Source organism: uncultured Acetobacteroides sp. (assembly GCF_963667355.2).
Taxonomy (GTDB): Bacteria; Bacteroidota; Bacteroidia; order Bacteroidales; family ZOR0009; genus Acetobacteroides.
In genome coordinates this window covers 949,612-964,923 of record NZ_OY763328.2, presented here as the reverse complement: position 1 = coordinate 964,923, position 15,312 = coordinate 949,612, and the positions used below count along the sequence as shown (strand labels likewise).

The following is a 15,312-nucleotide window of genomic DNA, read 5'->3' as shown; positions in this document are numbered from 1 at the left end:
AGGTAGGTAAAAAATGAAATGGCTTAGCTTAAGTTCGTTTATAGATTGGAGGATTAACGTTTTGTAGCAACTTTTATTGTTTGTGAATGACTGTCTTTTTGATGTAAATACCATATTTTCAATTGTATCTTGATTGTGTTTTCTGTGGTGTGTACTGGTAGGTGAAAAACAAAAGCCTGAATTCTATGTTGACTCGTGATAGTCGTAAGAATTCAGGCCTTTTAATTAGAATTTTACTAGTAAGTTACATCTTCAACTAGTGACAACTGTTGAGATAAATTGCCAATTTCAATAGTGAAGTTTCCTTTCTCTGCTTTTGCCTTACCCTCCAAATCGAAGAATTTAAGATCATTTGGTGTTATAGTGAAGTTTACTGTTTTTTGTTCGCCTGGGTTTAATTCTATCTTTTCGAATTTGCGTAGGCGCTTAACATCAGGTGTGAGTGAAGCTACTAGATCAGAAGAGAAAAGCATTACCACTTCTTTTCCACTCCGGTTGCCTGTGTTTTTAACATCTACAGTAACTGTTATTGATCCATTTTTTTGCAACTCTTTTGAACTAAGTAGTAGGTTGCTGTAGGTGAAGTTGGTGTAAGATAGTCCGTATCCAAATGGATATTGTGGCGTAAATTCACCGTTGTAGTCGTAGGCTCCTTCTGATTTCTTTTGTTCTTCGGCTGGCTTGTGGTGGTAGGCTATGAGTGAGTTGGGGTAGGCTGGGTAAGTAATAGGAAGTTTACCTGATGGGTTTTCTTTACCTGATAGAATTGCAGCAAGAGCATCTCCTCCATAGTTTCCAGGTAGATAGGCCATTACTACCCCTTTACAATACCGTTCTATCTTGCTTATGATTCGAGGTCGTCCTTCGTTGAGTACCAAAATGATTGGTTTGCCTACTTTTGAGAGTTCTTTTATTAGTTGTTGTTGGTTTTCTGATAGGTAAAGATCTTGAAGATCTCCAGGTTTCTCAGTATAGGAGTTTTCTCCAAGGCAAGCCACTATGTAATCCACCTGTTTTGCTTTCTCCACTGCTGCTGTAATATCAGTATTTTGTTCCTCGTAGTATTGTCCTTTCATGTTGTACTCAAGACCAGGGGTGTAAAGAACGTTTTCTTTACCGAATTCGTTGGTCATGGCTTCAAGAATAGTATTGTACATTTGTGCGTATTCTTCGGTTTTTTCACCTTGCCAAGAGTAACTCCATCCACCATTAAGCGTGCGCATTGAGTTGGCATTTGGTCCTGTTACCAGCAATTTTGCTCCTTTTTTTATTGGAAGAATGTTGTCGTTCTTAAGTAGAGTAATTGCCTCGCATGCGGCATTGTACGCAGAGTTTTCAAATTCTTTTGAGCCAAATAGAGGGTAGTCCTTATAGTCAGTAGTTGGTTTTTCGAAAAGTCCGAGTTCCAACTTCATTACTAAAATACGATGAACAGCATCGTCAATGCGACTTGTTGATACTTCACCTTCCTTAACCAACTGCACAAGATAGTCGCAAAAATCAGTGGAGTATGGAACCATAGACATGTCTATACCAGCATTGATAGCTAGTTTGACAGCCTCTTTAGGGGTTGCTGCTATTTTGTCGCGTTTATATAGATTTTCGATGTCAGCCCAGTCTGTTACTACTACACCATCGAACTTCAGTTCCTTTTTAAGTAAGTCTGTGAGTATACGGTGGCTGGCGTGAATCGATTCGCCATTAATGATGCCTGAGTTTATCATGATAGACTTTGCGCCTGCCTCAATTGCTGCCTTAAACGAAGGTAGATGGTATTCGCAGAGGTAGTTATTGGGAATAAGAGCTGGTGTTCTATCCTTTCCACTAACAGGTGCTGAGTATCCTAGAAAGTGTTTTAGGCAAGCTGCTCCTTTGTTGGTGGCTCCAACGTTGTTGTCGGCTCCTTGATAGCCTTTTATCATTTGTACTCCCATTTCTGCTGCAAGGTAGGGGTCTTCACCAAAGGTTTCCCATATGCGAGGCCAACGAGGATCGATACCCAAATCGAGTACAGGAGAGAATGTCCAAGGAATAGATGACGCACGCATCTCATATGAGGTAATAGAAGCTCCTCTTTCTACCAATGATCTATTCCATGTAGCTGCCATCGCCAGTTGCTGGGGGAATAGGGTCGAGCCTTGGGTGTAGTTTACCCCATGGATGGCATCTATTCCAAAAAGAATCGGAATTTTCAGTCTTGTTTTAGCGCTCTCTTCTTGGATTCGGGTAATGATCTGTGACCAGTGTTCTTTGCTTAGAGCCCGATTATTGGAGGTGTTCAGTATGGAGCCAATCTTGTAATCGACAACGGCTTTTTTTATTCTTTCGTTGTCAATCATAAAGGGCTCGTATGATGTAAACACATCAGCACCTTTGCCAATGGTGTTGAGGGATAGCTGGCACATTTGCCCAACCTTTTCCTCTAGGGTCATCTTTTTTAAAAGTTCAGTTGCTTCTTTCTCTATTGAAATTCGATTGGGCTGAGCGTAACATCCCAAGCCACATGTTAATATAGATAGAGGAAGAGTGAAAAATAAAGATTTTTTCATTCGTCTATTGTATTGAAGGTTGTTTTGTATTTCCAAGGATTGTGAGTATTCTATGCATTGTTTGTTTCGTTTTTTCTATCGCATGAATACAATAAGGATCGTGCTGCTATTCCCTTTTATATTGGTTGATAAACTCTAATGTAGTCTATTTCCATTCTTTTGGGAAAGGAAGATTCGTCGACAGTTCCACCCCAGTTTCCGCCTATGGCTAAATTGAAAATGATAAAACAAGGATTGTTAAAAGGCCATTTACTTGGTGTGTATTCGTTGGGTTGATAACTGAAATATAGTTGGTTGTCAACGTAAAAGTCGATGCACAAGGGGCTCCATTCTACAGCATATACATGAAATTTACCTGCTACATCATCCACCAAAATGTTGGCAGTTTTTTGAGTTTGGGCAGGATGGTTATACGACTTGGTGTGAATAGAACCGTGAACTCTGTTCATATCAAAACCTACATGTTCCATTATGTCAATTTCGCCGCAGTCAGGCCATGGAGTCGTATCTATGTTAGAACCTAGCATCCATATTGCAGGCCAAGTACCTTTCCCATCAGGTAGTTTTGCAGATATTTCAACTCTTCCATAAGTAAAATCCTTTTTCCCTTTGGTTATAAGTCGGGCTGAAGTGAATCTGCTACCTTGATAGTCCTCTTTTTTTGCAGTAATGACTAAATGGCCATTCTTAACTTCTGCATTTTCTTTGCGGTCAGTGTAGTATTGCAGCTCGTTATTTCCCCAGCCATGTCCACCGATTTCGATAGTCCAGATTTTGGGGTCAGGTGTACCGTCTTTGTTGAACTCATCAGACCAAAGTAACTTGTATCCATGCATTAAAGGGGGACGTTGTTTTTTTATGTTGTTATCTTGAGCATAAGCGCTAAAGTATATTAGCATAAAGGTCAATGTTAAGGTAGCGAATCTACTCATGATTGTGAATGTCTTTTATTGTTCTACTGTTATTCTTGGTAAACCCTAACGTAGTCTACTACCATATTTTGAGGGAAAATGGAGTCATCTATTTCGCCGCCTAAGTTGCCGCCTATTGCAATGTTCATGATAAAGAAGCAGGGCTTGTCGAATGGCCAAGTACTGCTATTCCTAACAGAAGGGCTATAAGTGTAGAATACGTTATCGGGGGTGTCGATATAAAACTTCAAGTATTTCTCGGTCCATATTAATCCATAGTTGTGGAACTCGGTTTCAGCATCGGGTAAGTTTTGTTGCTTAACGTTTATGGTGGCACCATAACTCGAAGGCGTATGAATGGCTGCTTGTACCATACTTGGATTACTCCCAATATGCTCTAGAATGTCTATTTCTCCACAAGCAGGCCATCCGGCAGAACCAATGTTGGAGCCAAGCATCCAAATGGCGGGCCAGGTGCCTTTGCCCTTAGGAAGTTTTGCACGTATCTCTATTCTACCGTAACGGAAGTCTCTTTTTCCTGCTGTTACCATACGGGTTGAGGTGTAGGAGCCCACCTTGTGGGTGTCGTTCTCTTTTCGAGCGGTTATGGTGAGCATCCCATTACTTACCGAGGCATTTTCGCCATTTGTGTAGTTTTGGAGTTCATTGTTGCCCCAACCACTAGCCCCTGTTTCAAATTTCCAGTTGTTTTGATTTATAGATGTTCCATCAAATTCGTCGGACCACGCTAGTTTAAGGTTGTCGACGTAATTAGGATCGTCACTAGAGATGGTGAAAGTTTCCTCTTTCTTAAATGAGTACTTTTCGGTGTCTACTGTTAGTATAACGGTATAAGTGCCCATAAAGGGAAAGTATGCTTCTGTTTCCGTAGTGCCTGCTATTTCTTTGCCTTTTATCGACCATTTGATATTGCTGTAAGTCCCATCAACTAGGGCTTTTAGTTTATACTTATGCCCGTTAGATTTGTCAACTTTTTGGGATACGATGGCGAGGTTGACGATATCCTTGCTAATGGTTACAGTTTTTTCTGCCTTAAATTCAACATCGTGCGACCAAGCCGAAAGAGTTACTGTATAGGTGCCTGCGTAGGGGTAGGTGACTGATGTTTCTTTAATATTGTCTGAGGTTGTATTATTGCCAAAGTTCCATGTGATTTTATCATAGCTGCCAGTTAAGATCGCCTTGAAATCAATAGTATTATTGTTGTTAGGGTTGTGCGTTAGCGAAAAATCTAAGTCTAGTATGTCTTTCTCTATAACAATTTCTTTCTCGCATTTAAACTCTGTCAGTCCTTTCCATGCGGAAAGTGTAATTTTGTAAGTGCCTTTATGTATGTAAGTGTGAGTTGGGGACGTTTCTCCTGATAGAGTTTGTTCATCACCAAAATTCCATCGGATAATATCGTAGTTTCCTTTAATATTGGCGTTAAGTTTTACCTCGTTTGGGGTTGTACCATCGATGGTTGTTGTGAAATCAATAGTTAAAGGAGTTGCCTTATCTTTTTCAGATTTGCAGGAGGAAACTACTGATATTGCCATGAAAAGTACTATTTGCAGGTAGGCCTTGATGCGCATTAGATTCTTTGTTTTAAAGGGAGGACAATCCTCAAAGAAGAGGACTGTCCTTTGAAAAAACTATTTAGTAAACTCGAAGTTGTCGAAGAAGAAGATTCCTGTTCCAGAATGTCCTTCGCCGCCAAACTGAATTACGATTTTATCGTAGTTCTTATTTGTACTAACTATGCTAAAGTCGAACTCTAGGTCAATCCACGTATTGGTAGGAAGGTTATCTTTAATAATCTCTGTTTGAGTTTCCCAAGAACTACTTCCACGGCTGCTATCCTGTAGTTTGACGGATACTTGAGGACGAAGCTTCGCATTCTTAATCCAGTTACCAGCTGTACTATTGTCTTTTGTGTAGTCGTTGTACGAAGGAATATACACCTTAAGTTTTACCTTGTGTTGGTTGGTGAGGTCAAACTTATAGCCATTAGTCTTGTAATAGACGTTGCTGTAGAAATCGTTACTTTTTTGGTATAGGAAAACCTTCGACGAAGTGTCGACTGGAACAGGTGCTGGGTTGGAGTACGATGCTGAAGTCAGAAGTCCCATAGCTTCGCTAGTAAAACTTACCGCTGGTACGGTTTTCTCGAAATCTTCAGCAAGTGGCTTCTCCTTAATAGGAATCACTGGTTTAACCCTCTTTTCTATTGGAATAAAACGGTAGTACCATGCATTGCTTGGTTCTACTTTGCTATTACATCTTACGTAAAGTTCATTGTCCGTAAGCTTTACAATTTTGTATTCCGATGTTCCCGCATAGTGCCCCAAAAATGCACCATCGCTAAGTGTCAGCGTCATAGTGGCCTCGTTGAGGGAGAATGTTAGGTTGTTCTTTGGAGTGTAAGCAACGTCGAAATCGCCTACTCCGCCAGGGTTTTCTACAAAGTTTGAGGGAGGAAGAGCGTTCTTACCTGCACCATTGGTGTAGATGTAGGCATTGTTCTTCCATACTAGTTTAAGTCCGTCTTGAATGAAGGTGAACTCTTGAGTGAAAAGGCTAGAACCTGCTTTTTCGTCAGGGCCTGCATTCCACCACGAAGCGGTAGCACCGTCTGCTGGTCCGAGACCAAAGTATCCTGACACATACTGGTCGAACACCCATGTTTTACCTTCTAGTTTAGTAGGACCACCTGTTAGTGCGGTAAAGTTTGGCGTGTTTAGCAGCGAGGGGTTGTCCTGGGCAATAGTAATTTGCGATGTGGTAGAAACAGCCCCTCCAGTGGTGTAAAGAGTCATAGTGATGGTATAGGTTCCTTTGTATGGATAACCGTTACTTACGCTCTCACCCTTAAGTGATGTTCCCTCTCCAAGGTTCCATGTTGTAACACCTGCCACTTTCGAGGTGTTTTTAAATTCGATGATGTTTGCATTTGCAGCGCTGGGAGTTGCTGTAAACGATAACTCGCTGGCGTTCGGAAGTCTGCCCAACGAGTAGTCATTGTCTTCCTGTGGATCGCAAGCCACCATTGTCATTATCGACAACAGGGCGAGAATTCCTATTTTGAGAATGTTTTTCATTCGTTTTATGTTTTGGTTGAAGAACCCTCTATGGTTGAGATAGAGGATTCTTCGTTAAACTAATGATTTACTTTGTTAGAAGTACTTTACTAGTACTTGCTAAGCTGTTTTAGTTCGTATTCTCCAGTCCCTTTGGTTTTATCTATTTCAGACTGGGGAATTGGGAGGTATTTCTTGTTCTCATTCCAAGTACGGGTGCTAAGAGGTGTCGATTCGGTTAGCACAGTGGCTGCATCGCCCCAACGTACTAAATCCCAGTAGCGCATGCCTTCGCCAATAAACTCGCGATGACGCTCTAACTTAATGTTTGCTGCAGTCACAGGAATTGACTTGTCGGTTCCGAATGCACGCTTTCTTATTTGGTCAAGGCACCATTGTGCAGTAATTCCATCGACTTCAGATTGTCCATTCATAACAACCAATTCTGCATAGTTAAGTAGCGTTTCTGCATAGCGGAAGATTCGAAGGTTGTTGCAGTAGTTGAGGTCAACGTCCCCTTGGGGGTTATATCCCTTACGAGCAGCGTACTTGGCAAGAAAGTAGCCTGTGTTTTGGAATCGGGCTGTGTAACCTTCTTCGAAATGATTTATAGAGCCTTCGCGGCGGGTATCTCCCTCTTCGAAGATATTCCAAGAGGAAACGCGTACAGGAGCAAATCCCCAACCTCCTTGAAAATCTCCAATCTCTTTGCCAGCAAGTCCGTTTGGCGAGATGAACGCAGGAAGGTTGGTGCCGTAGCCTTGCCATCCGCTTGACCATGTTTTGCCTTCGGGAAGGTGGTTGACCTCAAAGATATTTTCCTTGCAGAATTCGTAGTTATTCTTCCACATTGCTGCAAAAGGAGTGCTGGTTTCTCCTGAGATTATGCTTGATGCGTCAATTAGGACGTAATCGCCGCTTTTAATAATAGCAGCCATGTTCTTGGCAACCTCAGTATATCGGCTTTGATCTTTTTGGTACATCACCACACGTGCTTTGAGCATCATCGCTGCTGCTTTAGTGATGCGGCCTTGGTCGCTGCCGCTAACCGACATGGGGAGCTTATCTCCAGCAATTGCAAAGTCTAAGTCTTCCATGATTTCCTTGTAGATATCATCAGGGTTAGTCATTTGCTTGGCAAGGTATGGTGCTTTTAGTGGTTCCTTAAAGTATGGAATATAGCCCCAAAATTTCCACAGAAGATGGGTGTAGTAGGCGCGTAAAAAATGGGCTTCTGCGCTGTATTGGTTAACCTTTGCCTCTGTTACTCCAACAGCTTTGCTGCAGGCAATGATGGCATTGTTGCAGCGGGCAATACCAGTGAAGTAGATGTTCCAAAGGCCCGATGGTTGCTCTTGGGGTGTGGCGTTAAACTGAGATAGTAGGTAGAGTTGGTGCTGGTCGCCGGCATCACCACCGCCCTTGTAGATGTCATCCGATTGCAGATCAGACATTAGTACGATGCTGTTGTAGTTGTTGTTGGCGTAGCTATCGAAGAGCAACGGCTGATAACTTGCTGCCAAGTTCGAAAGAATGGCTCCCTCTGTTGCTGGTCCACCTGCCTCTTGAGATTCGGTAGGGTTCGAGGTGAGAAACTCTTCGCTGCACGAGGTGAAGGCCACCGCAGCCATGAGTAAAACTATAAAGCTATATTTCTTCATGATTCTTCTTATTTGCGGATTAGAACGTGATGTTTGCACCAACCGAAATGGTTCTAGATTGTGGGTAGATGCCACGGTCGATACCAATGGTTGTATAATCGCCAGAAGCAACTTCGGGGTCAAATCCATCGTATCCAGTAATGGTAATAAGGTTTTCGGCCGATACAAATAGGCGTAAACGTTGGATTGATGCCTTTTTGGTAAGTCCTAGTGGAAGGGTATAGCCTAATTGAGCGGTCTTTAGACGCAGGTACGAACCATCTTTGATGTAAAGATCCGAAGAACGCCAGTTTCCGTTGGGGTTTTCAATGGTCATACGTGGAAGCTTGTTTGAGGTTCCTTCGCCAATCCAGCGATCAAGGATCCAAGATGGACGGTTCATGGCTGGTATATCGCCGCGTTGAGAGAAGTCGAATATGTCGTTGCCCAGAGTTCCTTGGAAGAATAGGGCTAGGTCTATGCCTTTCCAGTCTGCATTAAGCGAGAGACCATAGGTCCAATCGGGCATACCTTTACCGATCTTGGTTTTATCTGCATCTGTAATCTTACCGTCGTTATTTAGGTCGTGGAATAGTACGTCGCCAGCTTGAGCTTTTTCTCCGTACTTGGCATTATAGGCATCGGCTTGTGCTTTATTCTGTGCAATACCATCAGTTTTAAAACCGTAGAAGAATGGGAATATTTCACCATTTTCCTCCTTAACGTACGATCCAAGTCCCGAAGCACCTGCATTTTGGAGAATAGACTCGCCAGAGGCGTTGCCTAACTTTACTAACTTATTCTTTAGGTAGGTTGCATTGGCGTTAACCGAGAAGTTTACGTCTCCAATCTTTTCTTTGTAACCCAACTCAAACTCAAGTCCCCAGTTCTCCATGTCGCCAACGTTGCCCATTGGGGCTGCCATACCCACGTAATCGGGGATGGGAATGTACATCAACATGCCGTTGGTTTTCTTCTTGAAGTAGTCAAAGCCAAGGTTTACCTTGCTGCTAAAGAGGCGTGCGTCAAGGCCAAGGTCTACTTGTTCCGATTCCTCCCACTTAATATCAGGGTTTGCTATACGAGCAGGAGAACTTCCATACTGCATCATTCCTCCATTTTCCCCAACCTTTTGTAGAGTCCCTAGTTGGTACGATCCACCAAAGTAGTAGTTCTGACCGCCCTGCATAAGCGAGGTGTAAAGGAATCCTCCAATATGCTCGTTACCGTTCTTACCCCAACCTGCTCGTAACTTTAACTGGCTTAACCATGTTGGGCGATTTTGCATAAATTCTTCGTTGGTTATGTTCCATCCTAGCGAGAATGCGGGGAATATGGCCCATTTGTTGGCAGATCCGAAGTTAGATGAGCCATCGCGGCGTACGGTACCTTGTAGGATGTAGCGCTCGTTGTAGTTGTAATCTAGCCTGCCAAAGTATGAGGCAAGCGTGGTGTTGTCGTACCCACCTGTTCCACCGTTAATTTTAGATAATTTTTGGTCGGCAATGCAGTAGTTTATCACTGCTTTGTTTGGATCGGTTTCTAGAAGGTCTCTAAAATTGCCTCCAATATTTTTGTAGGTGTATTTTTGGGCAGATTGGCCAAGAACAACGGTAAGGTTATGCTTGTCGAAAGACTTGCTGTAGCTAAGCACATTTTCAACCTGCCACTTGTAGCCACGATTCATGTTGCTCGAAACGGTACTGAAGTCTTGATTCTTTCCTTGAGTGGCCAAGAAGTAGGGGAAGGAATAGTCGTCGTAACCCCAAAAGGCTAGGTCTGCCCCAAAGCTCGACTTGAACTTCAACCCTTCGAATATGTCTAGTTCGCCCCAGAAGTTGGCAACAAACTTATCGTCGTTGTTAACACTGCCATTAGGTTGGTTGAGCATACCAACTGGGTTGGCTAGTTCCTGGAAGCCTGCAGGCGGAGTCGAGAATACCTTGCCGTTTTTATCCTTTACAGCGTATGGGTGCTGGGCTAGGATTTCGGCGGCAGTAGCATCGTCGGCATAAACCGAAACAAGTGGCGAGAATGTAACGGCGCTACCTAGTATAGAGCCATACTCTGAGTTAGTTTCGATGCCCGACGACTTGCTGCGCGAGTAGCCAACGTTAGTGCCAGCTCTTAGCTTATTAAGAAAGTTACGGCTGTTGTCTTCAAACAGGTTGTAGCTGCTGTTTAAACGAATGCTGTAGCGGTTGTAGTTTGATTTGTTGTAGTTGCCTCCAACAATACCTTCTTGGTCGTAGTAGCCAAATGAAAGGAAGTAGGTGCCCTTGTCGGTTCCTCCCGATACACTAACCTGGTGGCTTTGTACGGGAGCATCGTAGTTAAAGGTTTCCTTTTGCCAGTTGGTACCAGTACCTGCACTTTTTATCTGCTCAGCAGTATATCTAGGCGCTTTCCCATCGTTAACAAGCGACTCGTTCATGATGTTCATGTACTCGGTTGCATTCAGAACTGACTTCTCCTTCCAAGGATTTTGCCAACCGTAGGTAACGTCGTAGCTAACGGTGGGTTTCCCTTTTTGTCCATTCTTGGTGGTGATAAGGATAACGCCGTTGGCTGCGCGTGCCCCGTAAATGGCTGATGAGGCTGCATCCTTTAGCACTTCTACCGATTGAATGTCGGTTGGGTTTAGGTAGTTGATTCCTCCATCTACTGCCATGCCGTCTACAATATATAGAGGTTCGCTGTTGTTAATGGTACCAATACCACGGATACGCACTTTAGAGTCAGATCCTGGCTGTCCCGAACTTTGAGTGATTTGTACACCCGAAGCCTTTCCTTTTAACACATCCTCTACGCGCGAAGGCTTGGAGGTATTCAGCTGTTCGGCGGATACCTTACTGATGGCTGCTGTTACTACGCTTTTCTTTTGAATACCGTAGCCAACCACCACTAGTTCGTCGATCTTTTGGTTCGATTCTTTTAGGCTTACGTTTATCGCCTTTTGGCCAGTAAGAATCTCCTTGTAAGTCTCGTACCCAATAGACGAAAAAATGAGCGTTTCGCCCTTCTTCGCTTCTATAGAATACATGCCATCTATGCTGGTAGTAACCCCTCTGGTACTACCCATAATTGCAACAGAAACCCCTGGTAGAGGTTGCCCATCATTGGCCGATGTAACCTTACCTGTTATCTTACCCTGCGCATATGTCTGCAAGGTAAAGGCAAGGAGCAACCAAATTGTCAAGTGAATTTTTTGTTTCATTCAGGTCTAGATTTTAGTTGGTTTAATCTTAAATCACGGGCAAATATATCTTAATGAATCCTTTTAGTGTTAATAAGTGTTACTTCAAAAATTCATCAAATCGATTTTTGCAACTCATCTTAAATACATCATATGGATGTTTAAATATTTGAATAGTAGTAAAGATGATGTCTTGAAAACACATCTTGCGAAATATTTTGAAATTATGTCATTTCGACTCTGTGTTTTGAAATTTTTGTAAAATAACAACTCCGTTTTTTTTTGATTGTATGGGAGCCTTTTTCTTAATCAATGCCACTGCTGGTGCTTCCTTGTTTGCCATTTTCCCTCGCATTATATGGACGCTTACTATTAGCGGAGGTAGAGGGCGGATTGCTGGGGATTTTGCTCATCATGTTTTGCCTACTGAAGATACTGTTCTATATTACCTTGTAAGGGGAGGTGTCTTGTCTGCCATGTTCTGTAACTATTGTTACTCCATTAATGGGGCTTTAATTGCTTGTGGTCTTTGTTCTTAATGAAGAAATCTCCTCGTTACTTTTATACAAGCCTCTCTGATGATGAGGGGCTGTTTTAAAAGATAAATTCCTACAATAAGGATTACCCTTGTTGTAGGAATTTATCTTTGATTCTTGCTCGTATGTAAGGCTTACTAGGAAATCTATATTTCCATTAGTATTTCTGAAAGACCCTCGGCGCGTTCCAAACCCAGCTTCTTCCTTACCCTATAGCGGCTAATCTCTACGCCTCTGGGAGAGATGTTCATAAGCGTTGCAATCTCTTTAGACGACATATTCATCTTTAGATATACGCAAAGCCGAAGCTCGCGCGAGGTAATATCTGGATATTTCACCTTCAATCGCTTCATGAAATCCTCATGGATTTGTTCTAGGTGCATCTCAAATATCTTCCAGTCCGATTTATTATCGATGTCCTTTGATATCTTTTTGATGATGTTACTTGCCTTCTCCTTTACCGTTTTGTCGGTGGTGTTGGATTGTAACTTTGAAAGCTCTGACTTCATCTTGTTGATCATCTCGTTTTTTTGGATGATGTGCATTGTCGAAAGAGCAAGTTCGCGCTCTTTGCGCTTCATCACCTCCTGTAGATTCTCATTCTTAATTCGAATCATTTCATTCTCCGACTGCAGGGCGTCTTTTATGAGCTGTTCCTCCCGGTCTTTAAACCTCAACTTCTGCTTTTCCTCACCATGCATTCTCGACTTCTCGATGTTGAGGTAGTATCGCTTCTTGATTTTTACCACAATAGCCAGCAGCAGGATAAGGTAAATGATGTAGGCGTAAATTGTTCTATGCCATGGAGGAAGAATGGTTAGCGATTTTGTCTCTGCTTCGCGGATTTCTCCATTAATGCTTTTGGCCCTAACCCTTATTTTGTACTCACCCTCGCTTAAGTTCATGTATTCTTTGTGGTTGTTGTCGCTCCATTGCGACCATTCGTCATCAAATCCCTCGAGCTTAAAGGAGTACTGTACGGCATCGTTGTTTTTGTAGGGTACGGAGGCCTTTATGGTTATAGGCGTGTTGCTATGCTTAATTCTTACCGATAGATTTGGAGTGAAGCTGTATGAAAAGGTTTCGCCTTTAGCGCTAATGCTCTTAGTTATAACCTTAAATTGGGTTGAGTTGCCCTTGCTTGCCATGGGGTCGTAAAGAGCAATGCCATCTTCAGTTCCAATTAGGGTTGTGTTATCGGGAAGGCTGGCTATGTATTCGAAGGTTATGTTGTTGTGGTTGGTTAAGGGGTAGAATGGGCTACTTATTTTTGCGTATTTCTCATCTTCCTGAAGCCTTAATACCGAAAGCTGGTTGTTCTTGTAGTACCAAATGTTTCCGCGTTCGTCCTGCTTCATGTAGCTGATCATTGAAGTCTCGGGGATGAGTTTGTTGTAGTAGCAGCTTGCGGTAAAGAGGTTTCGTGAAGGGTTGTACTCGTAGATTCCCTTCTGGGTTGATGCAATTATCTTACCGTTGATCCTCCAAATGTTATTGTCCTTGTCGGATGGAAGGCCGCTGCGGGTGCCGTAGAATTCGATGGCGGTGAACTTTGTGAGCTCCTTGTTGGGCTTGATCTTGTAGATTCCCTTGTACCCATGGCTCACCCAGATGTATCCGTTGTCGTCAACTTCAATAAAGCGCGACGACTCGTTGAACCCCGATATGTTGTTGACGAACTTCCATTGGGCGCCAACCTTCTCGATGACGGCTATGCCGGAGTAGTGGCCAACGAGCACTTTGGTCTTCTCCTTGTTGATTGGGATGAATAGCCAAGCGCCTCTAACTCCTTTAACCTCCGTGACCCTAGAATTCGATACCGCATAAACCCCGTTGTTGTGCCCGCAGAAGAGGGTGCCCCCCACTTGGGTTAGGTTCCAGACCTGCCCTTCCGAGCCGGGTACGAGCTTGAAGTCGCTCTCGCTCTTCATCGGATCTAAAAACTTGTTCCAGCTTATGCTGTATAGGCCCGAGTTGGTCCCGATATACAGCATCCCATTCAGGAGGCTTGAGGTGTACACCGATTCGATGTTGAAGGAATTCCCGATGTAGCTTAGAGAGGAGTTGAACTCAACCTTGGCGATGCCATTATTGAGCCCTAGCCAGATGTTGTTCTCTGCATCCTTCCCGATGCTTATGACGGTGTTGTTGCTCAGCCCCCGATTCTTGTTGATGTGGAGCACGATTTTGCCCCGGCTATCAATAATGTAAAGGCCGTTGAGGATTGTCCCTATTGCATGGTACCCGTTAATTCTGCATTCTGAGTTGATCTGGTACGCCTTCAGCATGTTGGAGGCGGGGATGACCCATTCCGAAATGGTATGGCCGTCGTAAATAAACAGCCCCTTGTCGATGGTTGATATGAGATATCGCTTTGAGTCGAGCATGGAAACCCCCGAGAGCTGTCGGGTTATGACCTTGCGCTTGGGGTCAATCGGCATCAGCTTCCCCTTTTCGAGGAGGAGGATTCCCTTCGCCGCATCATTTACGAATAGCCTGCCGTTGGCGATGAACGAGAAGTCGAAGCGCGAGGGGGCCTTGATGATGGTGATGCGGTTGCCGGTATACCTGAATATTGCCTCGTTGGATTGGAAGTAGATCTCGTTGTTTAGCTCGTGGATTTTCCAGATGTCGCTGAAGTAGAACTTCCGGCGCAGCTTGGGGGTGATGCTCTTGTAGGTAAGCACCCCGTGCGAGTTGGCCGAGTAGTAGCCGAAGTCGCAAAATCCGCCGACGTAAATCCGGCCATTGCTGTAGAGTACGGCCCTGTTCAGCACGTGCAGCTCCTTGTAGATGCTCCACTCTTTGCCGTCAAACTCGAGGAGCCCGTCGTTGTTTGCCACGTACATGAAGCCGTTGGCCGATTGGGTGAACATCCAGCTCTGGGTGCCCCCCTTGTACATCGATTTGCTGTAGCTTACGATTCGGGGAATGCCCGCCAGCGAGCCTTGCGCAAGGGCTGGGTATATGCTGCTGCCCAGCAGGGCGAGCAGTAGCGTGAGGAGTGTTGCCGTCTTCTTCATTTTGTTAGGTTGTATTGCTTTATATGTAGGCATCTCGAATATTCGTGGTGCAGATAGTTGCCTAGCGCTAGAAGCTAAACGGTGTGAAAGTATTTAATTCGGTAACTTTCTACAAATATTTGACACCTTTTTCGTTTCAAATTAAAAGCGTCGGGTGTGGTAGCAGGCGTAAAACGGTAGTACGGAGCGTGAAAAAAGTTGCCATGAGCATCAAAAAATGGTCACGATGCGCGAGAGCTGCGATGCTTCGCCATGCATCCGGCATCGGCCTCACCTGTAAAAGACCATCTCCGTTCGTCTATGGGAACCGCCTCTGCCCAACAGGGTCTCTATCTCGCTCGCTGATGCTAAACCGAAGCGGATATTGTGTATCTTCG

General features: G+C 43.9%; 7 protein-coding genes. All 7 read right to left on the bottom strand.

Annotated elements, in window-relative coordinates; genetic code table 11:
* Nucleotides 1-236: 236 nt before the first annotated feature.
* The gene (locus ACHZA1_RS03935) at nucleotides 237-2,549 is read right to left on the bottom strand and encodes a glycoside hydrolase family 3 N-terminal domain-containing protein (protein ID WP_320053933.1); all 2,313 of its coding nucleotides are present in this window, start codon (nucleotides 2,547-2,549) and stop codon (nucleotides 237-239) included.
* 116 nt (nucleotides 2,550-2,665) lie between these two features.
* Nucleotides 2,666-3,481, bottom strand: coding sequence for a glycoside hydrolase family 16 protein (locus ACHZA1_RS03930; RefSeq protein WP_320053932.1), 816 nt, complete (start codon nucleotides 3,479-3,481; stop codon nucleotides 2,666-2,668).
* Between the two features lie 29 nt (nucleotides 3,482-3,510).
* Nucleotides 3,511-5,019 (bottom strand): family 16 glycosylhydrolase, encoded by a 1,509-nt coding sequence (locus tag ACHZA1_RS03925; protein ID WP_320053931.1) that lies wholly within the window; start codon nucleotides 5,017-5,019, stop codon nucleotides 3,511-3,513.
* 96 nt (nucleotides 5,020-5,115) lie between these two features.
* The gene (locus ACHZA1_RS03920) at nucleotides 5,116-6,561 is read right to left on the bottom strand and encodes a PKD domain-containing protein (protein ID WP_320053930.1); all 1,446 of its coding nucleotides are present in this window, start codon (nucleotides 6,559-6,561) and stop codon (nucleotides 5,116-5,118) included.
* 89 nt (nucleotides 6,562-6,650) lie between these two features.
* On the bottom strand, nucleotides 6,651-8,201 hold the full coding sequence (locus ACHZA1_RS03915) for a RagB/SusD family nutrient uptake outer membrane protein (RefSeq protein ID WP_320053929.1): 1,551 nt from the start codon (nucleotides 8,199-8,201) through the stop codon (nucleotides 6,651-6,653).
* Nucleotides 8,202-8,220: 19 nt separating this feature from the next.
* Complete coding sequence (locus tag ACHZA1_RS03910) at nucleotides 8,221-11,397, bottom strand: TonB-dependent receptor (RefSeq protein WP_320053928.1); 3,177 nt, start codon at nucleotides 11,395-11,397, stop codon at nucleotides 8,221-8,223.
* 661 nt (nucleotides 11,398-12,058) lie between these two features.
* Nucleotides 12,059-14,935, bottom strand: a complete 2,877-nt coding sequence (locus ACHZA1_RS03905) for a triple tyrosine motif-containing protein (RefSeq protein WP_320053927.1) — start codon at nucleotides 14,933-14,935, stop codon at nucleotides 12,059-12,061.
* Nucleotides 14,936-15,312 lie beyond the last annotated feature (377 nt).

Bases quoted from the DNA above. Each gene is read 5' to 3' on its own strand.
- ACHZA1_RS03915 (WP_320053929.1), bottom strand. From the start codon at position 8,201: ATGAAGAAATATAGCTTTATAGTTTTACTCATGGCTGCGGTGGCCTTC.
- ACHZA1_RS03905 (WP_320053927.1), bottom strand. From the start codon at position 14,935: ATGAAGAAGACGGCAACACTCCTCACGCTACTGCTCGCCCTGCTGGGC.
- ACHZA1_RS03925 (WP_320053931.1), bottom strand. From the start codon at position 5,019: ATGGCAATATCAGTAGTTTCCTCCTGCAAATCTGAAAAAGATAAGGCA.
- ACHZA1_RS03930 (WP_320053932.1), bottom strand. From the start codon at position 3,481: ATGAGTAGATTCGCTACCTTAACATTGACCTTTATGCTAATATACTTT.
- ACHZA1_RS03920 (WP_320053930.1), bottom strand. From the start codon at position 6,561: ATGAAAAACATTCTCAAAATAGGAATTCTCGCCCTGTTGTCGATAATG.
- ACHZA1_RS03910 (WP_320053928.1), bottom strand. From the start codon at position 11,397: ATGAAACAAAAAATTCACTTGACAATTTGGTTGCTCCTTGCCTTTACC.
- ACHZA1_RS03935 (WP_320053933.1), bottom strand. From the start codon at position 2,549: ATGAAAAAATCTTTATTTTTCACTCTTCCTCTATCTATATTAACATGT.